Source organism: Streptomyces sp. NPDC001787 (assembly GCF_040297465.1).
Classification (GTDB): Bacteria; Actinomycetota; Actinomycetes; order Streptomycetales; family Streptomycetaceae; genus Streptomyces.
On the sequence record NZ_JBEOZE010000009.1, the window covers coordinates 58,108 to 82,161 of the forward strand.

The window sequence follows — 24,054 nt, forward strand, 5'->3', positions numbered from 1 at the left end:
GCTATCTGGAGGTGATCTCGACGATTCGCCAGTGTCCGTCGCGGAGTTCGGCGGTCACCGAGAGCTGTGCGGCCGCGGTGGTGGCGGCCTTCCCCTCGCGCTCGTAGACCTGGTCCAGGAGAACGAGCAGATGGGCGCTGCTGTCGGTCAGCCGGGTCACTCCGGCGCGTACGACATGCGTGGTGAGCGTCAGTTTCTGGTCGGTGGCCTGCTTCTCGACCTGGCCGAACAGCGCCGCGTACTGCTGGAGAGCCTTTCCCGCCAGGACCTCCTTCGCCGACTCCTTGGTGACGGCGGTGGCCCGCGGGCTGTACGAGAAGACCTTGCCGAGCGCGTTGCTGACATCGCCCACCACCCGGCCGGTGGCGGCGGAGTCGCTCAGCGCGCGGTTGGAGGTGGCGGGGGTGTCCCGCAGCCGCTGTCCCTCGGCGAAGAGCAGGCCGCCCGCCGCGAGCAGCGCGCACACCAGGACCGCGCCGAGGATCCGCGGCCATCGGCGACCGCCCCGGGGCGCCGGGTCCTGGGCCCGCGGCGGTTCCCCCGGCTCGCGCGCCGCCGCCCCGTCCCGCTCCGCGCCGCCCTCCTCGGCGTCCTGACCGGCACTGTCCTCGATGCCGTCGCGATGCCCGTCCCTGGTGCCCGTGCTGTTCACCGTCGCCGTTCCTCCCCGCTGCCTCATCCGACGCCCCCGACCCCGATCGCCGTGAGCACCCCGACCTTCCAGCCGTCCGCCGTTCTGTCGAGGGTGGCCTCGAAGCGTTTGCGCTGGGTTCCCGCCTTGCCGGTGCGCGGGGTGACCTCGATGTCGACGGTCGCGATCAGCCGCGCCGTGCCGGTCCGGTCGTCGAGTGCGGTGAGCGCGGCGTCGGTGACCTTCGCGCGTGCCGTGGTCCCGGACGCGGTCAGCTCGCTCGCGTCCGTCTTCCGGGTCCGCTTCAGCTCCTCGTGCAGCGGGCCTGCCGAGGAGTCCAGCCAGGCGCGCAGCCCGGTGCTCACGCTCCCGGCGCTCGTGCCGTCCAGGCTGTTCAGCGTGGCGAGGTGCCGGCGCCCCTCAAGGAGCGCGGTGTCGCGGCTCTTGGCGTACGCGAGGGTGTCGTCGCCGCGCGCCCGCGCGTACGACCAGCCGCCGAGTCCGCAGACGAGTGCGGCCACGAGCAGGACGGCCCAGCCGGTGGCGCCGCGTTTCATTCGTCTCCTCCCAGTCCCAGCAGTCCGGCCATGCCGTCGGCCTGGGGCGTGCTCCGTGCCGTGACGCCCGGCGCCCCGGGCAGCCGGTGGGCCGCGTCCGTGCCCCGGAACACCTGGCCCGCGGTGGCCGGCTCCGGCACGGGGCCGCCCTCGGGCGCGTTCGCGCTGCCCCGTACGTTGATGCCGGTGCCGGGCGACGAGGTGCAGCGGGCCTTGGTGTTGAGCGGCGGCGCGGCCGAGGTGTCGAGTCCGTTGCGGTAGACCGTCGCGCCGTATCCGGCGGTGCAGGGCAGTGGTTCGAAGAAGGTGACGGACATCCCGAACCGGGCGCCGTCCTTGTCCACCGCCGTCGCTCCCGCCGCGGCGACCGCGGGCAGCTTCACCAGGAGTTCCTCCAGGCCGCGCTGGCGTGTGACGGCGACCTCGGAGGTGGTGAGGAGGTTGGCGACGACCATGCCGAAGCCCGGGTCGAGGTCGCGCAGCAGTCCGCTGATCTGTCCGGCCGCGTCCGGGGCTGCCGCGATGAGCCGGCGCAGGTCGGTGTCGGACCCCTTGAGTTCGGCAGCCAGTTCCCCGGCGCCGGAGGCGAAGCCCTTCAGCGCCTCGCCCTGTTCCGCCTGGGTGCGCAGCACGGTCTCGCCGTCGGCCATCAGCCGGGTGGTGACGGGCAGCGACCTGTCCGCCGCCTCGATGAACTCGCCGCTGGTGTCCAGCAGTACCTGGAGGTCGTCGCCGCGTCCGCTGAACGCGGTGCCGAACTCGTCGACGACCGTACGCAGGTTCTCCAGGTCGACGGAGGCCGCGAGGTCGTTGACGCCGGTGAGGACGTCGGTGGGCGGTGCGGGGATGGTGGTGTCGGCCTGGTCGATCACCGAGCCGTTGCCCAGGAAGGGGCCTTCGCTGCGGGTGGGCCGCAGGTCGACGTACTGCTCGCCGACCGCGGAGAGGTTCGCCACGACGGCCTTGAGGCTGTCGGGAATGCGCGGTGCGTCGTTCTCGATGCGCAGTTCGGCCTCGACGCCGTCGTCGGTCAGCTCGATGGGTCCGACCCGGCCCACGGAGACACCCCGGTAGGTGACGTTGGAGTGGGTGTACAGGCCGCCGGTCTGCGGGAGTTGCACGGTGACGGTGTAGTAGCCGCGCAGTCCGACGTAGTGGCCGAGGTCGGCGTAGCGGACCCCCAGATAGCCGAGCACGAGGACCGCGATGACGAGGAAGGCGATGTTCTTGAGCCGGATGGCGAGGGTGATCATCGGGCGCTCCCCTGCGAGGTCTCGGGGACTGACGGCAGCGGGAGCGGGAGGGTGTCCGTGATCGGTGTCCCGCCCCCGCCGGCGGTGGGCTGCGGGGGCACCGGGTCGCCGGGGGTGAGCGCCGGGATGATCTGGGTGCCGGGCAGTGCCGTCACATCGAGGTAGACGTTGAGGTAGTCGCCCTTCACACCGCGCAGCACCTCGTCGGTGAACGGGTAGGTGAGCAGCACCTGGAGGGAGTCGGGCAGATCGTTGCCGGAGTCGGCGAGGGCCTTCAGCGTCGGGGCGAGGGCCTTGAGGTCGGCGATCATGTCGGCCTTGCTCTTGTTGATCGTGTCGACGGCCACGGTGGAGAGCGTGTCGAGCGAGCGCAGCATCGTCAGGAGCGAGCCGCGCTGTTTCTCCAGGACCTTCATGCCGGGGCTGAGGTCGGTGAGAACGGTGCCGACGTCCTGTTTGCGGGTGGCGAGGGTGGTGGCCAGCCGGTTGACGCCGTCGAGGGCCTGGGTGATGTCCTCCTTGTGGCCGTCCAGGTTGGTGACGAGGGTGTCGACCCGGTTCAGCATCGAGCGGACCTGGGGTTCCTGTCCGGCGAGCGCCTTGTTCAGCTCGGTCGTGATGGTCTTCAGCTGGTTGACGCCGCCGCCGTTGAGGAGCATGGACAGCGCGCCGAACACCTCCTCGACCTCCGGGTTGCGGTTGGTGCGGACGAGCGGGATGCGGTCGCCGTCGGCGAGGGAGCCCCGGCCCTTCCCGCCCGGTGGAGGGGAGAGCTGGATGAACTTCTCGCCCAGGAGGCTGGACTGTTCCAGGTGCGCGTAGGAGTTCTCGGGGAGTTCGATCTTCCCGTTGACGCGCATGGTGACCTTCGCGGTCCAGCCGTCGGGGCTGAGGGAGATCCTGGTGACTCGGCCGACCGAGACGTCGTTGACCTTGACCGAGGACTGCGGGGCGAGGCTGAGCACGTCCCCGAACTCCGCGGTGATCTCGTAGGGGTGGTCGCCGAGGTCGGCGCCGCCGGGCAGCGGCACCTGTTCGATGCCGGTGAACACCGGCGCGTCGACGCTGGTCACCACGAGGGCGACACCGACTCCGACGGCGACCAGTGCGGCGGCCGCACCGACCGTCCGGGGTCCGGGTGCGCGCAGGGCACGGCTCATCGGTTCGCCCCCTTGCTGTCCGGTTCCTCGTCCTTGGCGGGTTTCTTCCCCGGTGTGCCGTAGACGGTGCCGATCTCCGGCAGCGGCAGGGCGGGGAGGGCCTTTCTGCGGGTGGCGTCCACCGGGGCCAGCCCGGTCAGGGAGGGGGTGCGCGGGCGGCTCTCGGGTTCGACGAGCGGCCCTCCCATGGACAGCTCGTTGAGGTTCGTGCGCCCGTTGAGCGTCCGGTTCGCCGGGTCGTAGGCGTTCAGGACGTTGCCCGCGGCGAGGGGCAGGGTGTCCATGGCCTCGGCGAGCGAGGCACGCTGGTCGACCAGGGTCCGGGTGAGCGGCACCAGGGCGTCCACGTTCTCCTTGAGGGATCCGCGGTGCTTCTCGATGAAGCTCTTGACCTGGCCGAGCGCGGTGCCGAGTTCCTTCAGCGCCGCGCTGAGGTTCTTCTTGTCGTCGGCGAGGAAGCCGGTGACCGAGTTGAGCTGCTGTTCGGCGGTGCGGACGTTGCTGTCGTTGTCCTTGAGCATGGTGGTGAAGGTCTGGAGGTAGGAGAGCGTGTCGAAGAGGTCGCCGCTGCTCCTGTCCAGGGTCTTGGTGGCCTTGCCGAACTGTTCGATGGAGTCGCCGATGGCCTTGCCGTTGCCGTCGAGGTTCTTCGCTCCGGTGTCCAGCAGACCGGCCAGGGCTCCGTCGGCGTTCGCCCCGTCGGGGCCCAGCGCCGTGGAGAGCTCGGTGATCGACTCGTAGAGCTGGTCGACCTCGACGGGCGTGGCGTTGCCCGCGGCGGGCAGTACGGCGTTGTCGGCGAGCCGGGGCCCTCCGTCGTAGGCGGGCGCGAGCTGGATGTAGCGGTCGGCGACGAGGCTGGGGGCGACGACGACCGCGTGGGCGTCCTTCGGGACCGCGATGCCCCGGTCGAGCCGCAGCACCACCTTGACCTCCTCGCCCCGGGGCTTCACGGATTCGACCGTGCCGACCCGTACGCCGAGGATCCGCAGGTCCGATCCGGCGTAGACGCCGGTGGCCTGGTCGAAGTAGGCGGTGACGGTGGTCTTCCCCTCTTCGTCCAGGGCCATCACCCCCGTGGTGGCCGCGACCGCGACGACCGCGAGTCCGGCGCCGATGCCGACGATGCGCGTGAGTCTCATGTCAGCGGCCGCCTTGCTGCTCGGGTGGCATGCATCCGGTCGCCGGGGGTGTGCCGGCGGGCAGGTAGTTCTTCGGTACGACCCCGCAGACGTAGTTGTCGAACCAGCGTCCGCTGCCGAGGGTGTTGCCGACGAGGCGGCTGTACGAACCGGTCATGGCCAGCACCTTGTCGAGGCTCTTGCGGTTCTTGATCAGTACGGCGGTGACCCGGCCGAGCGAGTCCAGGGTCGGCTTGAGCTGCTTGTCGTTGTCCGCGACGAGCCCGGTGAGCTGGGTGCCGAGATTCCTGGTGCCGGTGAGCAGGAGGTGGATGGAGTCGCGGCGCGCCTGGATCTCGCCGAGCAGCAGGTTGCCGTCCTCCAGGAGGGTCTCGAAGCTGCTCTTCTTGTTGGCGAGGGTCCTGGTGAGCTGCTTGCTTCCCTTGAGGAGGGTGGCCAGCTGGGCGTCCCGTTCGGAGACCGTCCTCGACAGTGCGGACAGGCCGTTCGCCGCGCTGCGCACATCGGGCGGGGAGTCCTTGAACGTGGCGGAGATCGTCTCGAAGCTCTTGGCGAGCTGGGCGGTGTCGATCTCCCCGATGGTCTCGCCGAGTCCGTTGAACGCCTGGGTGACGTCGTACGGTGAGGTGGTGCGGCTCGCCCTGATGCGGGAGCCCGGGTCCTGCGGGGCGTTGCCCAGCGGGTCGACGGCGAGGTACTTGTCGCCCAGGAGCGTCTTGATGGCGATGCCGACGGTGGAGGAGTTGCCGATCCAGGCGTCCTTCACCCTGAAGTCGACCTTCACCTTGGCCCCGTCGAGGGAGACCCCGGTGACCTCGCCGACCTTCACTCCGGCGATCCGCACCTCGTCGCCGTCGGCGAGTCCGGCCGACTCGGTGAAGTCGGCGCTGTAGGTGGTGCCGCCGCCGATGAAGGGCAGCGAGTCCGCGCGGTAGGCGGCGAGCCCGATGAGGGCCAGGACGAGGAGTCCGACGATGCTGACGGCGACCGGGTTGCGTTCCCGGATGGGTGTGATTCTCATGCCAGGCACCTCGGTTGGGTGATCGCGATGCCGGTGGGCGGCGCGCTGCCGTCGTCGGTCGTGACCCCGCTGACCTTGGCCTCGCAGAGATAGAGGTTGAGCCAGGAGCCGTAGGACGTGAGGCGGCTGATCGCCGCCATCTTGGCCGGTGTCTTCTCCAGGAAGTTCTCGATCTTCGGCGTGTTCTTGCCCAACTGGTCGGTGAGCCGACCCAGTTGCCTGATGTCTTCCTTGAGCGGCTTGCGGCCGTCCTCGAAGAGTCCGGCGGTGACCGTGGTGAGGGCGCCCATCGCCGTCACCGCCTCACCGAGCGGTTTGCGGTCGCCGGAGAAGCCCGTGACGAGCTTCTGGAGGGTGACGACGAGGTCGTTGAAGCCCGCTTCCCGGTCGTTGACCGTCTTCAGCACGGTGTTGAGGTTCTCGATCACCTCACCGATCACCTTGTCCTTCGCGGCGACGGTGCTCGTCAGTGATCCGACGTGCTGGAGGATGCTGTCGACGGTGCCGCCCTCGCCCTGGAGCACCTGGACGATCGACCCGGCGAGCTGGTTGACGTCCGGCGGGGACAGTCCTTCGAACAGCGGCTGGAAGCCGTTGAACAGCTGGGTCAGGTCGAGGGCCGGGGTGGTGCGGGCGAGCGGGATCGTGTCCCCGGCGGCGAAGCTGGCCCCGACCGGACCGGCGCCCTGGTCGAGGTCGACATAGCGCTGGCCGACCATGTTGAGGTACTTGATGGAGGCGGTCACCGACGCGGGCAGCTTGCGGCCCTTGCGTACGGCGAAGGTGACCTCGGCGAGCCGTTTGTCGGCGACCTCGATGGACTCCACCTGGCCGACCTTGACCCCGGCGATACGGACGCTGTCCCCTTCGATGAGCCCGGTGGCGTCGGTGAACCTCGCCTTGTACGTGGTGGTGTCCCCGACCCCGGTGTTGGCGATGGAGAGCGCCAGCACGGTGGTGGCGAGGACCGTCACCAGGACGAAGACGATCGATTTCGTGAGCGGTCCCGCGAGGGAGCGGCGATTCACTTGAGCTTCACCTCCGCACCGCGGAAGGCCGGACCGATGAGCACGCTGCTCCAGTCGGGCAGGGTCTGCGGCTGGACTTTCAGTGAGGGAGCCACCAGTTCGTTGACGAGCCGGGACTCCTGCGGTGAGTTGGGCAGACCGAGGGCGGTGTCCGGGGAGCCGGTCGGGGCGGCGCCGGCGGAGGCGTCCGAGGCGGGGCGGTCCGCCCGCGCCGTCCGGGCGTCGGCGGTGGGCACGTGCCGGCCGACATAGGGCACCGAGTAGCAGTGCGGGCCGCCGGTGGCGTTGTAGACGGGGGTGTCCCGGCCCGCCACGTACTTCCCCTTGGAGGGGACCGATTTGACGGTCACATGCAGTCCCGGCTGGTTGGTCCCCTTGCCCAGGGCCTTGTCCATGGCGGGCACGAATCCGGCCACGGTGCGCAGGGTGCAGGGGAAGGAGTCCGCGTACTCGGCGAGGATTTCGAGCGTCGGCCTGCTGGAGGCGGAGAGCCTGATGAGGTTGTCCTTGTTCGCCCGGAGGAAGGTGGTGATGTCCTGCGCGGAGGCGGTGGTGGCCCCGTACAGGTCGGCGAGCTGGGCCTGCTGCTCGGCGATGGTGCCGCTGGTGGTGGTGAAGTCGGTCAGCGCGTCCAGGACATCGGGCGCGGCGTCTCCGTACACCGTGCTCACCTTGACGAGTTCCTTGATGTCGGCGTTGAGCGTGGGGAGTTGGGGGTTGAACTTCTTCAGGTGGGCGTCGAGCGTGACCAGGGTGTCGCCGAGCTTGTCGCCGCGCCCCTCCAGCGCCTGGGAGACGGCGTTGAGGGTGGCGGAGAGCTTCTCCGGCTTCACCGCGGTCAGCAGCGGCAGCACGTTGTCGAGGACCTGTTCCAGCTCGATGGCGTTGCTGGATCGGTCCTGCGGGATCACCGCTCCGGCGCGCAGCGTCCTGGTGGAGGGGACCGGCGGGGGCACGAGTGCCACGAACCGTTCCCCGAAGAGGGTGGTGGGCAGCATCTGGGCCGTGACATCGGCGGGGATCTGCCCGAGCTTGCCGGGGTCGATGTCCAGCGTGAGACGGGCTCCGTCGTCCTCGGAGGCGATGTCGCGCACCTGGCCGATGACGACTCCGCGCAGCTTCACGTCGGCGTTGTCGTGCATCTCGTTGCCGACGGATCCGGTGCGTACGGTCACGGTGGCGTTGTCGGTGAAGTCCTTCTCGTACACCGAGACCGACACCCACACCAGGACGACGGGCGTGAGCAGGAACGCGACTCCGGCGAGTCTGCGGCGGACCGTCCGTGTGCTCCGGGCAATCATCAGCCGGCCACCTTCACGGTCGTCGTGGCGCCCCAGATGGCGAGGGAGAGGAAGAAGTCGGTGACGCTGATCAGCACGATCGCGTTCCGCACCGACCGCCCGACGGCCACCCCCACCCCGGCGGGGCCGCCGGTGGCGTGGAAGCCGTAGTAGCAGTGGGCGAGGATCACCAGGACGCTGAAGATCAGCACCTTGAGCACCGACAGGAGCACGTCGTCCGGGGAGAGGAAGAGATCGAAGTAGTGGTCGTACGTTCCCGCGGACTGCCCGTTGAAGAGGATCGTGATGTAGCGGGAGGCGACGTACGAGGAGAGCAGCCCGATCGCGTACAGCGGGATGATCGCGACTACTCCGGCGATGATCCTCGTCGTGACGAGGTACGGCATCGACCGCACGCCCATCGCTTCCAGCGCGTCGACCTCCTCGTTGATCCGCATCGCCCCGAGCTGGGCGGTGAAGCCCGCGCCGACGGTGGCGGAGAGGGCGAGCCCGGCGACGAGCGGGGCGATCTCACGGGTGTTGAAGTAGGCGGAGATGAAGCCGGTGAAGGCGGAGGTGCCGATCTGGTTGAGCGCCGCGTACCCCTGGAGGCCGACGACCGTACCCGTGAAGAGGGTCATCGCGATCATCACGCCGATGGTGCCGCCGATGACCCCGAGTCCCCCGCTGCCGAAGGCCACTTCGGCCAGGAGACGCTGTACTTCCCTCAGGTAGCGGCGCAGGGTGCGCGGGATCCAGACCAGCGCCCGTACGTAGAAGGTGAGCTGGTCGCCCGATCTGTCGAGCCAGCTGAGCATCGGCATCGGTCAGCTCCCCTTCGCGGGGACGATCTGGAGGTAGATCGCCGTGAGGACCATGTTCACGAAGAACAGGAGCATGAAGGTGATGACGACGGACTGGTTGACCGCGTCACCGACCCCCTTGGGGCCGCCCCGGGGGTTCAGCCCGCGGTAGGCGGCCACGATCCCCGCGATGAAGCCGAAGATCAGCGCCTTGAACTCGCTGATGTACAGGTCGGGCAGCTGGGCCAGGGCGGAGAAGCTGGCCAGATAGGCACCCGGTGTGCCGCCCTGCATGATCACGTTGAAGAAGTAGCCGCCGAGCGTGCCGACGACGGAGATCAGCCCGTTGAGCAGGACGGCGACGAGCATGGTCGCCAGGACCCTCGGGACGACCAGGCGCTGGATGGGCGAGACGCCCATGACCTCCATCGCGTCGAGCTCCTCGCGGATCTTCCGGGAGCCCAGGTCCGCGCAGATGGCCGATCCGGCCGCTCCGGAGATCAGCAGCGCCACGATGATCGGGCTGGCCTGCTGGATGACGGCCAGCACGCTGGCGCCGCCGGTGAACGACTGCGCCCCCAACTGCTGGGTGAGCGAGCCGACCTGGAGGGCGATGACCGCGCCGAACGGGATGGAGACGAGTGCGGCCGGCAGGATCGTGACGCTGGCGACGAACCAGAACTGCTCGATGAACTCCCGCAGCTGGAAGGGCCTGCGGAAGATGGCCCGGCCCACCGCGAGGCCGAGGGCGAAGAGCTTCCCGGTCTCCCGCAGCGGGGCGAGCAGCCGGGTGGGAGCCTTGTTCCCGGATGTCCCGCTCCGGGGCGCCGGGGGCGCGGAAGCCCCGGTCGTGGGCGGCTCGGGGGGCCGCACCGGCAGGGGGGCCGTCACGGGCGCGCACCCCCCGCGGCAGGCGTGTAGCTCTGCATGATGGCCGTACGGGCGGCCTCCGGCAGCTGGCCCATCATCGACATGACGCGCTCGCGGCGGCGCAGGGCACCCTGGCGTACGGGCATGCCGGGAGAGGGTTCCAGCTGCGGTACGACGGTGCGCGGCCCGGTGTCGTAGCCGGCGCCGCCGTCCCGCTGCTCGGCCGCGAGGGTGGCGGCGTCCTTCTCCTCGGACATCCCGATGGGGCCTTCCCTGCGTCCGGCGAGGAACTGGGAGACGACCGGGGTGTCGCTGGTGAGCAGCACCTCGCGCGGTCCGAAGGTGACGAGATTGCGGCAGAACAGCATGCCCATGTTGTCGGGGACGGTCGCCGCGATGTCGAGGTTGTGGGTGACGATGAGCATCGTCGCGTCGATCTGCGCGTTGAGATCGATGAGGAGCTGGGAGAGGAAGGCGGTACGGACCGGGTCGAGTCCGGAGTCCGGCTCGTCGCAGAGGATGATCTGCGGGTCCAGCACCAGGGCGCGGGCGAGGCCGGCGCGCTTGCGCATGCCGCCGGATATCTCGCCCGGGAGCTTCCCCTCGGCGCCGAGAAGTCCGACGATGTCGATCCGCTCCATGACGATGCGGCGGATCTCGGATTCCTTCTTGCGGGTGTGTTCACGCAGCGGGAAGGCGATGTTGTCGAAGAGCGACATCGAGCCGAAGAGGGCGCCGTCCTGGAACATGAGACCGAACAGCTTCCGGGTCTCCATGATTTCGCGCTCGGGGCTGTTCACCATGTCGACGCCGTTGATGAGGACGCTTCCCTGCTCGGGCTTGAGCAGTCCGATGATGGATTTCAGGAAGACGGTCTTTCCGGTGCCGGAGGGGCCGAGCATCACGCTCACCTCACCGGCCGGCAGCGTGAGACTGACGTCCTGCCAGATGTTCTGTCTGCCGAAGGACTTCGTCAGGCCCTCGACGACTACTTCGATTCCCATCGGTCCTCCTTCGAAGTGGTCGTGAACGTAGTCATCTGTCTGCGCTCCGGCTCTGAGAAATCCAATGGCGGCTCGTCACTCGTGCACCAGGAGGCGCACGCTATGTCCGTCGAAACCGCCAGGACAAGCCGTTGAACAGCGGAAATCGACGAACGAGGTGCCGGAAGTGGATCACTTGTCATTCGATGACAAATCCGCCCCCTGCTTTTGTCGCGATGTGCGCAAGTGCTCCGGCGGCCGAGCCGGGCCCTGGCCTGCGGAGTCGGCGCGCGGGGCGCCCGAACCGGCCTCCCGCGTACACCGAACGAGCAGGTGCCGAGGGGTCCGGGTCACTCATTGGGGACGCTACGGCCGAGTAACCTGGCTACGCAATACCGGATACGAAAATTTCTGCGAGGCGATTGGGCGGGCACGATTACTTGTCGGCATATGAGCAATCGGCACGCGAAACCTGTGAGAAAGTGAGGAATCATCGCGGAGCCCGAAACAATCCCCGCCCGGCATCCGCCCGACGCCACGGTGGTTCCGCCCGGACTTCGCCACGCCGATGAGCCCTTCCGGGGGGACTTCGCCGGAAGGGCTCATCAATGGGTCACGCAAAGGTCGCGGGGCAGTTCAGCGTTCCGGCTTCGGCACCTTCGGGGGGCAGTCGGGACCATCCGGGTTCGTAGAGACGCACAGGGGTGCCTGGGTCATCTTGATGTAGTTCCCGCCTCCTGAAATGGAGGCCGTGAGCAGCGGATCCAGATCTTCCCCGACACCGCATCCCTCGAAGGCCGGAATATATGTGTTCCCGTCCATGGTGCCGCCGTACTGAACGGTGTACCCGGCACGCGGATAGGTCGTCCCGAATGCCCTGAGCGTCTGCTCGATCGGTTTGGAGGCCCGGCAGTTCGGCCCCACGTCGAGGGACACACCGTTGACCTTGACGTCCTTGACGCGCAGCTCGAACTTGGCGGTGATGGTCGTGTACTCGGGGTATCGCGGATCGACGATCAGGTCGTTGATGGTGAGGGAGTCGATGCTGGCCGTCGGGCCGACCTGGCTCAGGATCATCGTCGCCGTGGTCGGCATGAAGCCGAACGAGAGGAACGTGCCCCGCGACGGCGGCAGCTGCCGCTTGCCCTCGTGCTCGAACTCCGCGCCGCTCAGCACCCGTACGGTCTTCAGGCACGGGTCGTTGGTGTACTTCATCATCATGGTCACGTTCGTGCGGGCGGGCCCCAGCAGCGCCGCGCCGTTCAGCTTCTTCACGTTGGTGAACCCCGTCACGAACGCCTCGGAAGGGGTGGGGAGTTCCATCGAGAAGGGACACGGCTCGACATCGCCCTCGCCCTCCTCCTGTTTCCTGTCGGCCTCCCGCCGCGCGTCGTCCAGCTTCTCGCGCTGACCGGGCGGGAGCGCGTCGTCGCGGTCGGGGTCCGCCGGCGGCTGCTCGACGGGTTCCTCCGTCGGCGTGCCGCTGATGGGCAGCGTGGCCAGGACGGTGTCCGCTCCCGCCACCGGGCGGCAGGTCACATCGAGGCCGCTCGGTGCGGCGGGTGAGCCGTCCGCCTTGAGCGGGCTGAGCGTGAGCGTCAGGTCCGAGGCCGACAGCGTGGCCTCGCCCGGAGAGCCGAACGTGGCGGTCGGGACCGGCCCGGCCGCCTCCAGCCTGACGCTCTCGCGCCCGGCGATGTCCTGTGCGGGAGCCGCCAGACCGGACCAGTCGGCCTTGGCCGAGTCCGTCCCGGCGGTGTACTGGACCGCGAGCTGGGCGAGGGCGGAGACCGCGGTCGCCTCCAGTTGCTCCAGGTCGCCGAGGACTCCCCTCGGCAGGTCCAGAGCGACCGTCACATCACGGGCAGCCACGGGATCGCCCACCTTGCCGCTCGCCGGGTACCCGGCCGCGACGACCGCGGTGACCGCGCGGCTGCCCGAGGGGAACTGGCAGTCGTAGTCGACGGCGGTCTGCGACCGCTGCCCGTCGGCCGCGGACTGGGCACCCGGCAGAAAGGTGGCTGCGACGACCAGGAGACCGCCCGCGGTCATCCGCGCCGTGCGGCGGGGGGCCCAGCGTGCATTGGCTGCCATGCGACTCTGCCTTCCGGACTCGATGGTGGTGACTGCCCCGGGAGCAGGCGTCCGTACGTGCCGCACCGGGGCGCTTGGACGTGCGCGGCCGTCCGGGGCGGGTAAAGACGCTGCTCCGTAAGGGAATTGACCAGGCGTACACAGCCGGCAGCCTCTACCGGTGGGTACGGTACGCGGCGCCCGAGACGCTTGGGAAGCGCTTCACGTCCTGCTCTTCGCGGGTGGGGCGGGAACAGGAGGCGAGTGACAAGAATCGCGGAGCGCCTTGTCAGTTCGTGAGTAATTCCGGCGTCCTCGCCGACGGGGCCGGCCCGGCCGCAGTCCTGCGGCCGGGCCGGAGCACTCGGGTGATACGGCAGGACCCGAGCGGTCACCCTGTGCGGATCAGCTGTAGGTGATGACGGGCGAGCCACCGGCGGCGGACACCACGTTGTAGTTGCCCTTGAAGGTCGCCGTCGCGCCCACGATGCCGCAGCCGCCGCCGACCTTGCTGCTGATGGTCAGCAGACGGGGGCTGGTGGCCGCCGGAGCCACGGCCAGCGTGCCGTTGGAGCCTCCGGCGCTCGGGTTGTTGTAGACCCCGTCCACCGTGCCGGTCACCTTGAAGGTGCACGGGCCGAGGACGCTGGAGCCGGTGACCGTGGCACTGATGCCACCGACCCAGCCGGTGGTCTTTCCGGTGCCGTTGGTGCCGGAGCCCGCGGTGTACCCGCCCGGGGTGTTGCCGTTGATGGTCCACGGCGTGGCGGCCGTGACGGTCCACGTGCTGCCGAACGGGCCGGTGCACGGCGCGTTGAACGAGGCGGAGGTGATGTTGGCCAGGACCGGCCCGGCGACGGGCGAGGAGGGCACGTTGCCGTTGGCGGAGGCGGTCGCGCACTGGATCACGTTGCCGACGTTGTCCGTCAGGGTCGTCACACCGGCCGTGCCGGTGAAGTTCCCGGTCGGCGTGATGTTCCAGGCGGCGCTGGGGCCGGCGATCGCGGACGGGGTGGCCAGGGCGACCGCGGCGGCGGCGGCACCGACGGCGGTGATGATTCGCGTCTTCTTGAGCATGGAACTTCTCCTGTCCCGTTGGGGAATTGGTCCGTCAGGGTTGCGCCGAAATGGCACAGCTCTGTCCGGCACGGTTTTCTGGGGGAAGTACTCCCGTTCACGGAAGAACGGGCTGCAGCTGAGCGTGAGCCCATCGATCGCCTTGTGAGGCGGCTCTCCCGGGCGGTATTCGCGCCAGGCGTTCCGATAGGGTTCCCGCAATGAAGCCGGTCCATGTTGCGACTCAAATGACTACTGACCGGTACTTTACTGCGCCAATTCGGAGTTGAGAAGAGTTTGAACGGAATTCCTGTTCAGCTTCCTCACATTTCCGGGCGCACACCGGCGCAGCACCGGTTACTTCTGTGCCGAATGCCAGAAGCGCGAGAGCTCCTTGCCCTCGTTCGGCGCGAGGCTCGCCGGGGTGTAGGGGCTGGCGAAGTACGTCGAAGTGCTGTTGAGGGTCACGCTGTTCTTCCCCGACGCCGAGGGGAGCCCGGTCTTGAGGTTCACCGCCCAGTCCAGGAGCCCCGCCCCGCAGCCGCTGGCACCCGGGACGGCGAACGTGGAATCCCCCTGGTCGGCGCCGTCGAAGGTGTACCGGCCCATCTCGCCGGCGTCGTCGCGGGCCCCGCTCGCGGCGAACCGCTGGAGCGAGAGCGCGGGCTGGGTCAGGTTCTGCGGCTTGAGCAGCACCGGGTCGGCCGTGGTTCCGATGTAGCACTTGTCACCGAGGAACGGGTTCTTCAGGTGAATGCGGACCGGGATGGTGAGAATGGGCTGACCGGTGGAGAACGCCGCGGTCATCTGGAAGTCCCGGGGCGCGCCGGCCGGTTCGATGGTCGCCGTCACCCGGTTGAGGTTATTGTCCGTCAGCTGCCGGCAGATTCCCGAGATCACGGGAATTCCGTTCGGGCACATCAGCCCGAGCAGGCCTCCCGGAATTTCTGCGGAATCGGCGATGAGCGCCCCTTCGGGCGGTGCGACCAGCGAGGTGGTGCCGTCGCTGTGCTGGATCACACCGAGCTGCAGATCGCTCTTGCCGGTCGGCACCACGGACTTGCCGAGCGTGATCGATCCGGTGGCGGAACTCGACGAGATGCAGGTCGCGACATCGGTGATGCCGTCCGCGGCCAGCATGGCGGGCGCATCCACCGGGCAGCGGTCGAAGGGTGCCCAGTCGCCGTTGAGCTGCGTGGCAGCGGTGGCCGAGCCGGTGGAAAGCAGAGCGGTGAACGCCGTGAATGCGGCAAGCATCCCCACACGGGTTCTGGTGGAAACGGGTCTCATGTCGTCCCCTCTTGTCGGCCGCCACAACAGCGGCCTCGTGCACGAAGTTGTTCGGTGGCAACGTCTGCCGCGCCGAGGACGGCGATCGCCGACGGTGACCTGTCAGTGGTGCCCCGGGTTGACCGAAGGCGGGAGCTCCGAGCGTCAAATTTCGGGCAGATTTCACGTCCGAATTGACCGAGGCGTGATGTTACTCGCGGGAAACAGGGCGACACAATCCGTCCGCCTAAGATCTTTTTCGCCGCCCGGATTTTGATCCGGAAATGAGTACGGTCACGGGCGCCTTTTATCAAGGGGTGCGCAACCGAGTGTGCCCATGGAGGCGGAACGGGGCGCTCCGGTCGACGGAACCCGCCCCTCGCACACACGGGACGGACCCGGGCGTCCGGGCCCCGGAGCCCGGACGCGTACCGCCTGGCCTGCGCACCGGCCGTCGCCCCCGGAGGACCGGGGCGGGACACCGGCGAGAACCGGCCCGCACACGTACTCCGTGGTGAGCCCCCTCCCCGCCGGACACCGGGTGCGGCGGCCACACCCCCGCCGGCCCCCCGCGCGTCCGTGCCGGCAGCCCTTCGCGGAGAGCGAGATGGGTTTGTTGTCACCATCCGAGCACGCGGCCGAAATTCATTGTCCGAAAGCGAGTATTACCTCCCCACCTGCACGGAAGACCCACAACGCGCCGACGATGTGTGCCCCCTGCACTCCGATCTTGTCCAAGTGGTGGGCACCGTCTCTGACTTGGTCTATCTTCATCGCGGACTTGGTACGCACCTGTCGGTTCGTGGGAGCGCTTCCCCCCACCGCCTCACCCCACCACCGGGCGCCGAGAGCAAGGGGAATACGTCATGCCACATCTCATACAGCCGTTGGACACCGAAGACCCGCTGGGGCCCCTCCCCCAGGAATTCGCCGCGATGATGCGGCCCGAACTGCCCAGCCTCATCAAGGAAATCGGCATAGAAGTCACCCGGGCGTATCCGGAATACGCCCGCCTGCTCGACGGTCCGAACGGGCTGGCCATCCGGGTGGGTGTGGAACAGAGCCTTTCGTCCTTCGTCGATCTGGTGGCGGAGCCCGCCACCTCCACCACGCTCCGCGACGACATGTGCCGTCGTTTCGGAAGGTTCGAGGCCTACGAGGGAAGGAGCATGGACTCCCTGCAGGGGGCCTATCGGCTCGGTGCCCGGGTCGCGCTGCGACGGGCGAAGAAAGTCGGCCGGAGTTATCACCTCTCCCCCACCCTCATGCTGAGTTTCGCCGATGCCCTCTTCACCTATGTCGACGAACTGGAAGCTCTTTCCCGCGAGGGGTTCCTGGAGGTGCAGTCGCAGTCCGGCGAGCAGGGCGAGGCCATGCGCCGCCGCCTCCTGCATCTGATCCTCGCCGGACGCCCCGTACCCCGCAGCGCCATCGCCGATCTGTGCGAGCAGACCGGCTGGGCGCTGCCCGAGCAGGTGACCCTGGTCGCCGTGCGCGCCCCCGCGGGCCTGGAGCGGCTCTGCGCGGACCGCGACATCCTGGCCGATCTCAGCGATCCGCAGCCGCACTTACTGATCCCGGGACCGGTGGACGAGGCGCGAAGATCGATGCTGGCGCAGGCCCTGCCCAACGCGCACGCCGCGATCGGGCTGACCGTCCCCACCGCCCTGGCCTCGGACTCGATCCGCTGGGCCCGCAGAGTGCTCGAACTCGTCGACGCGGGCGTGATCGACGACACGCCGTTCGTCCGGTGCGAGGACCATCTGATCACCCTGTGGCTGCTGTCCGACCCGTCCCTCCTCGACCAGCTCGCCCAGCGGGAGTTGGCCCCGGTCGCCGGAATCAGCGCCAACCGCCGCGAGCGGCTGATCGAGACCCTGAGGATCTGGCTGGACACCCGCGGCACCGCGGCCCAGATGGGCGAGCTGCTCGATGTGCATCCGCAGACGGTCCGCTACCGCATGCGCAATCTGGAGACCATCTTCGGCGAACAGCTGGTCGATCCGGAGGCCCGGTTCTCCACCGAGGCGGTGCTGCGCGCCCTGTCGCTCCGGGCCCGCAGCGACACCAAACGCTCCTGAGCACATGCACGCGCGAGGGCGGCAAGTCAACTTACCCACGCGTAAGGGGAAATAGACGGTCAGTCCCAAACGGTTGCGACACGGAGACGTATCCAACGAGAAACCCGGAACCGCGTCCCGTACACATGGAGGAGCCGGCCGCCCACCAGGCGGCCGCGTCCACGTACCGCCTCCTGGCCAACCATCCGAGAGGGAACCACCCATGACCGCCTCGCACCTGCTCGTTCCCGTGCCGATCCCGGACCGGGTCGCCGCGCTGATCGGGTCCTGCATCCCGCCGCACATCCTCCAGGCGGAGTTCGACGCCGACTGCGCGGCCCGGGAGGTCCGCCGCTTCCGCGGGCCGCGCCTCGGCATCGAGGACCAGGCCGACCGCGAACAGGCCCTCGCCGAACTGGCCCGCGCCAACAAGGTGCTCGCCGCCCACCACCCCCGCCTGGCGGTGCGCCCCGGTTCCGGCTTCGCGTAGCGGCGCGGGGCCGGTGTCCACCGGCGAGGGGCGGCCGGGAGAATGCCGGGCGGGAGCGGCGCATACGATGCGGTCGGCTCCCGCGGCGCGGAGGCCGGGACGCTCCGGGGCGTGCACGGGCCGCGCCGCCGAGGTCATGAGGCATCCATCGGTCCACACACCCCTTGGGGGAACGCCATGCCCGCCGCTCCGCGGACTTCCGTCCTGCTGGTCACCGATCTCGCCTACGAGGCGCGCGGCCGTCGCTACTGCGACGAGGACATCTTCCTGGGCGCCCGGCTGCGCGAGGAGTTCGATGTCGCGCTGTGTCACCCGCTGGACGCCGCGGCACTGTTGACGGGTTTCGACACGGTCCTCGTACGCAACAGCGGTCCGGTGCTGCACTACCAGGAGGCGTACGAAGCGTTCCGCGCGCGGGCGCGGGAGTGGGGGAGCCGGGTCTACAACCCGCTCGGGGGACGTGGGGACATGGCGGGCAAGCAGTATCTCGTGGAGCTGAGCCGCGCGGGGTATCCGGTGATCCCGACGGTGGACCGGGCGGCGGACCTGGGGCTGCTGCCGGAGTCCGCCGAATACGTGGTGAAGCCGAAGCTGGGGGCGGACTCGGTGGGGCTGCGGTTCGTGCGGGAGCCGGAGCTGCCGGAGGGCGCCGACGGGACGCTGCTGGTCCAGCCGAGGATCGGCTTCCGCCACGAGGTGTCCTTCTGCTTCGTCGACGACGACTTCCAGTACGCGCTGTACGCCCCGGACCCGGAGCGCCGATGGGTGCTGGAGCCGTATGCGCCGAGCGCGGCGGATCTGGAGTTCGCCCGGCGGTTCATCGCGTGGAACAGCCTCGCGTACGGCATCCAGCGGGTCGACGCCTGCCGTACGGAGGAGGGTGAACTGCTGCTCGTCGAGCTGGAGGACCTCAATCCCTATCTCTCGCTCGACCGGGTGGCGGAGCCGGTCCGCGAGGCGTTCGTGACCCGGCTGAAGAGGTCACTCCGGGAGCTTCCCGGCTGACCCGTCCGGCGGCGGCCCGCATGCGGCGGGTGCGGGCCGGTGTGAGGGTGCAAGCGTGACCACTGCCAGCGAGACCGCCCCCGCCGAGCAGAGTGCCGCCGCGCCGCCCGTGCTCGACCCGCGCCGCCGCAACATCGTCTTCGCGACGATCGTGCTCGGGATGCTGCTGGCGGCGCTGGACCAGACGATCGTGGGAACGGCCCTGCCCACGATCGTCTCGGACCTCGGGGGTGCCGCCCATATGTCCTGGGTGGTCACGGCGTACCTGCTCGCCGAGACGGTGGCGACGGTGCTGGTCGGGAAGTTCGGCGACCTGTTCGGGCGGAAGCTGGTCTTCCAGATCTCGGCGGTCATCTTCATCACCGGTTCGTTCCTGTGCGGTCTCGCGTCGAACATGCTGCTGCTGATCATCTGGCGGGGCATGCAGGGCATCGGCGCGGGCGGGCTCATGGTCACGTCGATGGCGCTGATCGCCGATGTGATCCCGCTGCGGGACCGCGGCAAGTACCAGGGCGCGATAGGGGCCGTCTTCGGCATCTCCACCGTCATCGGGCCGCTGCTGGGCGGCCTGTTCACCGACCATCTGACCTGGCGCTGGGCGTTCTACGTCAATGTGCCGATCGCGATCGTGGTGGTCATCGCCGCCGCCCGCAACATTCCCTCCGTGAAGGCGGCCGGGCGGCCGGTGATCGACTACCTGGGCATCGCGCTGGTCGCCCTGGGTGCGAGCGCCCTGATCCTGGCGACGAGCTGGGGCGGCAACGAGTACGCCTGGGGCTCGCCGGTCATCATCTCTCTCTTCATCGGCGGGCTCGTCGCGCTGGCGCTGTTCTGCGTGGTGGAGACCCGCGCCGAGGAGCCGATGCTGCCGATGCGGCTGTTCCGCAATCCGGTCTTCACGGTCTGCTCGATCCTCAGCTTCATCGTGGGTTTCGCGATGCTCGGCGCGATGATCTTCCTGCCGACCTACCTCCAGTACGTGGACGGGGACTCGGCCACGGTGTCGGGGGTGCGTACGCTGCCGATGGTCATCGGTCTGCTCATCGCGTCGATCTTCAGCGGCAACGTGGTGAGCAAGACCGGTCAGTACCGGGTGTTCCCCATCGTCGGCTCAGCGGTCATGGCGGTCGGGCTGTACCTTCTCTCCCGGATGGGGCCGGAGAGCGGTGTGTGGCGGGAGTCGTTCTACATGCTGGTGCTGGGGCTGGGCATCGGGCTGTCCATGCAGGTGCTGACGATCGCCGTGCAGAACACCGTCGACTACGCGGACCTGGGCACGGCCACCTCGGGCGTGACCTTCTTCCGGACCCTCGGCAGTTCCTTCGGCACGGCGGTGTTCGGCACGATCTACGCCAACGCGCTCAAGCCCAATCTGGCCGAGGGGGTGGCCGGGGCGGCGCGGGCGGGCGGCGATCCCGCCGCGCTGGTCAAGGCCTCGCAGAACCCGCAGGCCCTGCACGGCCTGCCCGGCGCGCAGTCGGCGCCGCTGGCGCAGGCGTACGCGGACACGCTGCACACGGTCTTCCTGTGGACGGTTCCGGTGGCCCTGATCGGGTTTGTCGTGGCCCTGTTCCTGAAGCAGGTGAAGCTGCGGGACTCGGCGCGGGCCGGGTCGACGGACATGGGCGAGGGGTTCGCCCAGCCCGGTGCCGGGGACTCCGCGAGGCTGCTCGAATTCGCCGTGGCCGGGATCCTGCACGGCGCGGGCCCGGACACGGCACGGCGGATCGTCGCGGAGTCCGACACCCGGCTCGACATGGCGGGGGCCTGGGCGGTGATGCAGGTCGACCTGTTCACCCGGATGGTCGGCCACGCGGGCCTCGGCCTGATCGCGGCCCGGCACCGGATTCCGCCCGAGGTGCTGGTGCCGGTCTTCGACCGGATGATCGAGGAGGGCTATCTGACCGGGGACGGCCGGCTGTTCACCCACACGGCGGCGGGCCGGCGCGAGGCCGCGACGATCTCCGGCGCCTGGGCCCGGTGGCTGAACGCCAGGCTGGCCGAGGACGGTGCCCGGCCCGACGACCGTCAGCTGCGGGCCGCCGTCGATGTGATCGCCAAGCGGCTGCTGGCGGAGGACCTGGCACAGGAGCTGTCCCCGGCAGCCCGGCCGAGCGGCTCGACGCGGGCAGGCGCTCCGGCCTGAGATCAGACGTGTTCCCAGGACCGCGGCCGGGTCTGGGCCTCCCACTCCTCGCGGAGCAGCGACAGGAGCGCGGAGTCGTAGCGCCGGCCCCGGTGCAGGCAGGCGGAGCGCCGGACGCCCTCCTGGACGAAGCCCGTGGCGGCGAGGACGGCGAGCGCGGCGTTGTTGTCGGTGTGGGTGACCGCCTCGACGCGCTGCATCGGCAGTTCGCCGAAGGCCAGGTCGGTCAGGGCGGCCAGGGCGTCGACGGCATGCCCCCGGCCCCGGTGTTCGGGGGCCAGCAGCAAGTACGCGGCCGCGGTGCCGTCCGCGATGTCCTCGTCGAAGAGCGCGACATGGCCCGCCGGGGTGCCGTCCGGGAGGAGGACGAGGAAGTCGTCGCGGCTCCGGTCGTCGGTCCAGCGTTCGATGCGTTCGCGGAGCTCGTGCAGCGAACCGGGCCAGATGCCGATCTCATGGGCGGCGACCGGGTCGGCGCGCCAGTGCTGGATCAGCTCCGCGTCATCGGGCTCGATCGGGGTGAGGGAGACGGTGCGGCCTCGCCAGGGGCGTGTGCGTACGGTCTCCGGCTGCGCGGCATCCTCGCTCATGTGCGGATCGTACGGCCGGGCCGGTCGCGCCGGGAACCGGTTTTCAGTCGACGAAGACGGCCGTCGCGTAGACCCAGGCACCCTGGTGGCGGACGAACCGGCTGTGCTCGTGGAGGGAGTCGGCCCGTCCGTGGTCCATGTAGTGGGCCCGGAAGGTGACGGTCCCGGTGGTGTGGAACGCGCTGCCCTCCGTGGTGTCCAGGATCTCCAGACGTACCCAGCGCATCCCGGGGTCGAACTCGACGGCGGGCGGGCGGGTGTCGGGGTGCCAGGTGCGCAGCAGGTACGCGGCGTCCTGGACGACGAAGGCCGTGTACCGGGAACGCATCAGGGCCTCGCAGGTCCGCGCGGCGGCGCTGCCGCTGTGCAGACGGCCGCAGCAGTCCCCGTAGGTGTCGGGCAGGCCGCAGGGGCACGGCGAGTCGGCCGTGACCTTCGGGGTCCGCGCCTCGGCGGCGGGCCGCCGGGGTCGGGAGGTGCGTCGTGACATGGGTCCATTGTGACCGGTCGCGGCGCACCCGTGCGGCCCGGGGCCGGGCGGCACGACCGGCTGCCGGGTCGGGCAGGGATCAGGGCTCGCGGGGATGGGTCAGGACTTGCGGGCGACTCCCGCGTAGCCGGGGATCGGCTCGTCGCCGGGGACGTCGATGACCTCGCCGAGTTCCGGGTGCCAGTCGGCGGAGAGCGAGACACCCGGCTCCACGAGGTCGAGCCCGTCGAAGAAGGCGGTGAGTTCGGCGCGCGTACGCGGGCGCAGCGTCATCCCGCGCGCCTTGTACATGGCACGCGCCTGCGCCGCGCCCTCCGGGTTGAAGTCACCGGTGGTGTGCGAGAGGACGAGGTAGCTGCCGGAGGGAAGCTGCTCCACGAGGCGGTCGACGAGTTCGCGCGCACCGTCCTCGTCGTCCAGGAAGTGCAGCAGCGCGAGCATGGACAGCGCGATCGGCTTGCCGAAGTCGAGGACCTTGCCCGCCTCGGCCAGGATCGTCCCGGGCTCGCGTGCGTCGGCCTGGATGTACTCGGTCGCGCCCTGCGGGGTGGAGCGGAGCAGGGCCGCGGCGTGGGCGAGCACGATCGGGTCGTTGTCGCAGTAGACGATGCGCGCTTCGGGGGCCGACCGCTGGGCGATCTGGTGGAGGTTGGGTTCGGTCGGTATGCCGGTGCCGATGTCCAGGAACTGGCGCACCCCGTTCTCGGCGAGCCAGCGGGTGGCCCGGTGCATGAACGCCCGGTTGACGCGCGCCATGTCACGGCCCCGGGCGTCCACGGAGAGCAGTTGCCGGGCCATCTGTTCGTCGACCGGGTAGTTGTCCTTGCCGCCGAGGAACCAGTCGTACATCCGCGCGGGATGCGGCTTGCTGGTGTCGATCTCGATGGACTGGGTGTCCTTCCCGGTCATGGCACGCTCCGTAAGTAGTAGTCCGTACGCCGACGATCACAGAGAGCAAAGCGGTGTGGGGGCGAGGATATGTGCCGCCGCGTCAGGTGAGAAGGAAATCCGCCTGGCCCGCCTTGGCCCCCTGGATGAACGCGGCGATCTCTCCGTTGGAGTAGATCAGCGCAGGACCGTCGGGATCCGCGGACTGGCGTACCGCGACCCTGCCGTCGGCCAGCTTCATGGCCTCGATGCAATTGCCTCCGTTGCCTCCGCTCCACGGCTTGTACCAGCCCTCGGAGCCGAGTTCGGCGGCCGGCATGCCGTTGTAGATGTGGTTCATCACAGCTCCTTGCGGAAGTCCCGGAGGATTTCCTTCGTGCGTTGTGCAGTGGCGGCCTGGGCCGCCATGCGGTCCATGACTTCGAGGTAGGAGGCCACCTCGGGGCGCGCGTCGAAGTAGACGGCGCCGGTCAGGTACTCGCTGTAGACCATGTCGGGCAGTTCGGGAACGGCGAACCGGAAGAGTACGAAGGGTCCGTACGTGCCCGGGTGGTGACCGGTCGCGAACTCCGCGATCTGAAGTGTGACATGGGGCATCTCGGTCGCTTCGAGCAGTTTGTCGATCTGCCCGCGCATCGCGTCGACGCTGCCGACCGGGCGGCGCAGGACGGTCTCGTCCATGACCACCCAGATCTTCGGCGCGTCACCCTTGGCCAGCAGTGCCTGCCGTTCCATCCGCAGCGCCACATGGCGCTCGATGTCCTCGGGTCTGGTCTGGCCGACGGCGCCGGTACGCATCACGGAGCGCGCGTAGTCCTCGGTCTGGAGCAGCCCGGGGACGAAGTGCGGCTCGTACATGCGCAGCAGGCTCGCCGCGCCCTCCAGGCTGACGTACATGCTGAACCAGTCGGGCAGCACGTCGTGGAAGCGCTGCCACCAGCCCGGCTTGTTGGCCTCCTCGGCCAGCTCGACGAAGGCCTCGGCCTCGTCGTCGGAGATCCCGTACGCCTTCAGCAGCATCTGGACATAAGGGATCTTCAGCCCGACCTCGGCGGTCTCCATCCTGCGTATCGTCGCGGGGGCGACCCGGAGCACCTTCGCGGCCTGGTCACGGTTCAGGCCGACACGCTCCCGCAGATCCTGCAGGCGCTTGCCCAGAACGACCTGTCCCACGGTCGGGGCGGACCGCGGTTCGCTCACTTCAGACCTCCCCATGCGCTGTTTGGCAGCAGTGTGCCATGTGCGCGCCACCAAGGACA

General features: G+C 69.3%; 23 protein-coding genes. 4 read left to right on the forward strand and 19 right to left on the reverse strand.

Translation table 11 applies throughout. The annotated features are described in order from the left end of the window. Window position 1 precedes the first annotated feature (1 nt). The 14 genes from ABT170_RS15180 to ABT170_RS15245 all read right to left on the reverse strand — a co-directional run bounded on the left by ABT170_RS15180 (window position 2) and on the right by ABT170_RS15245 (window position 15,147). The gene (locus ABT170_RS15180) at window positions 2–679 is read right to left on the reverse strand and encodes a hypothetical protein (RefSeq protein ID WP_502970521.1); all 678 of its coding nucleotides are present in this window, start codon (window positions 677–679) and stop codon (window positions 2–4) included. Further along, window positions 676–1,188 carry a hypothetical protein gene (locus ABT170_RS15185; protein ID WP_329946732.1) on the reverse strand — a complete coding sequence of 171 codons (513 nt, stop codon included), beginning with the start codon at window positions 1,186–1,188 and terminating at the stop codon, window positions 676–678. Before ABT170_RS15185 ends, ABT170_RS15180 begins: the two co-directional genes overlap by 4 nt. Further along, complete coding sequence (locus tag ABT170_RS15190) at window positions 1,185–2,441, reverse strand: MCE family protein (RefSeq protein WP_329946731.1); 1,257 nt, start codon at window positions 2,439–2,441, stop codon at window positions 1,185–1,187. The genes ABT170_RS15185 and ABT170_RS15190 overlap by 4 nt, the downstream gene beginning before the upstream one ends. After that, a complete protein-coding gene (locus tag ABT170_RS15195) occupies window positions 2,438–3,601 on the reverse strand; it encodes an MCE family protein (RefSeq protein WP_351867569.1) in 1,164 nt (387 codons plus the stop codon). Before ABT170_RS15195 ends, ABT170_RS15190 begins: the two co-directional genes overlap by 4 nt. Then, window positions 3,598–4,743 (reverse strand): MCE family protein, encoded by a 1,146-nt coding sequence (locus tag ABT170_RS15200; protein WP_329946729.1) that lies wholly within the window; start codon window positions 4,741–4,743, stop codon window positions 3,598–3,600. Before ABT170_RS15200 ends, ABT170_RS15195 begins: the two co-directional genes overlap by 4 nt. Window position 4,744: 1 nt before the next feature. After that, window positions 4,745–5,764, reverse strand: coding sequence for an MCE family protein (locus ABT170_RS15205; RefSeq protein WP_329946728.1), 1,020 nt, complete (start codon window positions 5,762–5,764; stop codon window positions 4,745–4,747). Next, window positions 5,761–6,792, reverse strand: a complete 1,032-nt coding sequence (locus tag ABT170_RS15210) for an MCE family protein (protein WP_351867573.1) — start codon at window positions 6,790–6,792, stop codon at window positions 5,761–5,763. The genes ABT170_RS15205 and ABT170_RS15210 overlap by 4 nt, the downstream gene beginning before the upstream one ends. After that, the gene (locus ABT170_RS15215) at window positions 6,789–8,093 is read right to left on the reverse strand and encodes an MCE family protein (protein WP_329946726.1); all 1,305 of its coding nucleotides are present in this window, start codon (window positions 8,091–8,093) and stop codon (window positions 6,789–6,791) included. The genes ABT170_RS15210 and ABT170_RS15215 overlap by 4 nt, the downstream gene beginning before the upstream one ends. Continuing rightward, on the reverse strand, window positions 8,093–8,896 hold the full coding sequence (locus ABT170_RS15220; RefSeq protein WP_266925736.1) for an MlaE family ABC transporter permease: 804 nt from the start codon (window positions 8,894–8,896) through the stop codon (window positions 8,093–8,095). Before ABT170_RS15220 ends, ABT170_RS15215 begins: the two co-directional genes overlap by 1 nt. Window positions 8,897–8,899: 3 nt before the next feature. Beyond that, on the reverse strand, window positions 8,900–9,766 hold the full coding sequence (locus ABT170_RS15225) for an MlaE family ABC transporter permease (protein WP_351867576.1): 867 nt from the start codon (window positions 9,764–9,766) through the stop codon (window positions 8,900–8,902). Beyond that, on the reverse strand, window positions 9,763–10,749 hold the full coding sequence (locus tag ABT170_RS15230) for an ABC transporter ATP-binding protein (protein WP_329946724.1): 987 nt from the start codon (window positions 10,747–10,749) through the stop codon (window positions 9,763–9,765). Before ABT170_RS15230 ends, ABT170_RS15225 begins: the two co-directional genes overlap by 4 nt. 615 nt (window positions 10,750–11,364) lie before the next feature. Further along, window positions 11,365–12,822, reverse strand: a complete 1,458-nt coding sequence (locus ABT170_RS15235) for a DUF6801 domain-containing protein (RefSeq protein ID WP_351867579.1) — start codon at window positions 12,820–12,822, stop codon at window positions 11,365–11,367. Window positions 12,823–13,206: 384 nt separating this feature from the next. Then, complete coding sequence (locus tag ABT170_RS15240) at window positions 13,207–13,878, reverse strand: hypothetical protein (protein WP_329946722.1); 672 nt, start codon at window positions 13,876–13,878, stop codon at window positions 13,207–13,209. 336 nt (window positions 13,879–14,214) lie between these two features. Next, a complete protein-coding gene (locus tag ABT170_RS15245) occupies window positions 14,215–15,147 on the reverse strand; it encodes a hypothetical protein (RefSeq protein WP_329946721.1) in 933 nt (310 codons plus the stop codon). 845 nt (window positions 15,148–15,992) lie between these two features. Here ABT170_RS15245 and ABT170_RS15250 point away from each other — a divergent pair. From ABT170_RS15250 to ABT170_RS15265, 4 genes are all read left to right on the forward strand, one after another. Further along, entirely contained in the window at window positions 15,993–17,207 is a 1,215-nt protein-coding gene (locus ABT170_RS15250; protein ID WP_329946720.1) for a PucR family transcriptional regulator, read from the forward strand. 202 nt (window positions 17,208–17,409) lie between these two features. Then, complete coding sequence (locus tag ABT170_RS15255; protein ID WP_266925722.1) at window positions 17,410–17,676, forward strand: hypothetical protein; 267 nt, start codon at window positions 17,410–17,412, stop codon at window positions 17,674–17,676. Between the two features lie 177 nt (window positions 17,677–17,853). Further along, window positions 17,854–18,681 (forward strand): ATP-grasp domain-containing protein, encoded by an 828-nt coding sequence (locus ABT170_RS15260; RefSeq protein WP_329946719.1) that lies wholly within the window; start codon window positions 17,854–17,856, stop codon window positions 18,679–18,681. A 55-nt stretch (window positions 18,682–18,736) separates the two neighbouring features. After that, window positions 18,737–20,827, forward strand: a complete 2,091-nt coding sequence (locus ABT170_RS15265; RefSeq protein WP_329946718.1) for an MDR family MFS transporter — start codon at window positions 18,737–18,739, stop codon at window positions 20,825–20,827. Window positions 20,828–20,829: 2 nt separating this feature from the next. Here ABT170_RS15265 and ABT170_RS15270 read toward each other — a convergent pair whose 3' ends face one another. The 5 genes from ABT170_RS15270 to ABT170_RS15290 form a co-directional block, all read right to left on the reverse strand. Next, the gene (locus ABT170_RS15270) at window positions 20,830–21,417 is read right to left on the reverse strand and encodes a GNAT family N-acetyltransferase (protein WP_329946717.1); all 588 of its coding nucleotides are present in this window, start codon (window positions 21,415–21,417) and stop codon (window positions 20,830–20,832) included. 43 nt (window positions 21,418–21,460) lie between these two features. Beyond that, complete coding sequence (locus ABT170_RS15275) at window positions 21,461–21,907, reverse strand: YchJ family protein (RefSeq protein WP_329946716.1); 447 nt, start codon at window positions 21,905–21,907, stop codon at window positions 21,461–21,463. A gap of 99 nt (window positions 21,908–22,006) precedes the next feature. After that, a complete protein-coding gene (locus ABT170_RS15280; protein WP_329946715.1) occupies window positions 22,007–22,816 on the reverse strand; it encodes an SAM-dependent methyltransferase in 810 nt (269 codons plus the stop codon). Window positions 22,817–22,898: 82 nt separating this feature from the next. After that, window positions 22,899–23,135 carry a DUF397 domain-containing protein gene (locus ABT170_RS15285; protein ID WP_266925713.1) on the reverse strand — a complete coding sequence of 79 codons (237 nt, stop codon included), beginning with the start codon at window positions 23,133–23,135 and terminating at the stop codon, window positions 22,899–22,901. Beyond that, window positions 23,135–23,995, reverse strand: coding sequence for a Sco1979 family transcriptional regulator (locus tag ABT170_RS15290; protein WP_329946714.1), 861 nt, complete (start codon window positions 23,993–23,995; stop codon window positions 23,135–23,137). Before ABT170_RS15290 ends, ABT170_RS15285 begins: the two co-directional genes overlap by 1 nt. Between the last annotated feature and the right edge of the window lie 59 nt (window positions 23,996–24,054).

Bases quoted from the DNA above. Each gene is read 5' to 3' on its own strand.
- ABT170_RS15200 (WP_329946729.1), bottom strand. From the start codon at position 4,743: ATGAGACTCACGCGCATCGTCGGCATCGGCGCCGGACTCGCGGTCGTC.
- ABT170_RS15270 (WP_329946717.1), bottom strand. From the start codon at position 21,417: ATGAGCGAGGATGCCGCGCAGCCGGAGACCGTACGCACACGCCCCTGG.
- ABT170_RS15240 (WP_329946722.1), bottom strand. From the start codon at position 13,878: ATGCTCAAGAAGACGCGAATCATCACCGCCGTCGGTGCCGCCGCCGCC.
- ABT170_RS15190 (WP_329946731.1), bottom strand. From the start codon at position 2,441: ATGATCACCCTCGCCATCCGGCTCAAGAACATCGCCTTCCTCGTCATC.
- ABT170_RS15220 (WP_266925736.1), bottom strand. From the start codon at position 8,896: ATGCCGATGCTCAGCTGGCTCGACAGATCGGGCGACCAGCTCACCTTC.
- ABT170_RS15185 (WP_329946732.1), bottom strand. From the start codon at position 1,188: ATGAAACGCGGCGCCACCGGCTGGGCCGTCCTGCTCGTGGCCGCACTC.
- ABT170_RS15195 (WP_351867569.1), bottom strand. From the start codon at position 3,601: ATGAGCCGTGCCCTGCGCGCACCCGGACCCCGGACGGTCGGTGCGGCC.
- ABT170_RS15180 (WP_502970521.1), bottom strand. From the start codon at position 679: ATGAGGCAGCGGGGAGGAACGGCGACGGTGAACAGCACGGGCACCAGG.
- ABT170_RS15235 (WP_351867579.1), bottom strand. From the start codon at position 12,822: ATGGCAGCCAATGCACGCTGGGCCCCCCGCCGCACGGCGCGGATGACC.
- ABT170_RS15205 (WP_329946728.1), bottom strand. From the start codon at position 5,764: ATGAGAATCACACCCATCCGGGAACGCAACCCGGTCGCCGTCAGCATC.
- ABT170_RS15285 (WP_266925713.1), bottom strand. From the start codon at position 23,135: ATGAACCACATCTACAACGGCATGCCGGCCGCCGAACTCGGCTCCGAG.
- ABT170_RS15255 (WP_266925722.1), top strand. From the start codon at position 17,410: ATGACCGCCTCGCACCTGCTCGTTCCCGTGCCGATCCCGGACCGGGTC.
- ABT170_RS15215 (WP_329946726.1), bottom strand. From the start codon at position 8,093: ATGATTGCCCGGAGCACACGGACGGTCCGCCGCAGACTCGCCGGAGTC.
- ABT170_RS15280 (WP_329946715.1), bottom strand. From the start codon at position 22,816: ATGACCGGGAAGGACACCCAGTCCATCGAGATCGACACCAGCAAGCCG.
- ABT170_RS15245 (WP_329946721.1), bottom strand. From the start codon at position 15,147: ATGAGACCCGTTTCCACCAGAACCCGTGTGGGGATGCTTGCCGCATTC.
- ABT170_RS15250 (WP_329946720.1), top strand. From the start codon at position 15,993: ATGCCACATCTCATACAGCCGTTGGACACCGAAGACCCGCTGGGGCCC.
- ABT170_RS15230 (WP_329946724.1), bottom strand. From the start codon at position 10,749: ATGGGAATCGAAGTAGTCGTCGAGGGCCTGACGAAGTCCTTCGGCAGA.
- ABT170_RS15275 (WP_329946716.1), bottom strand. From the start codon at position 21,907: ATGTCACGACGCACCTCCCGACCCCGGCGGCCCGCCGCCGAGGCGCGG.
- ABT170_RS15260 (WP_329946719.1), top strand. From the start codon at position 17,854: ATGCCCGCCGCTCCGCGGACTTCCGTCCTGCTGGTCACCGATCTCGCC.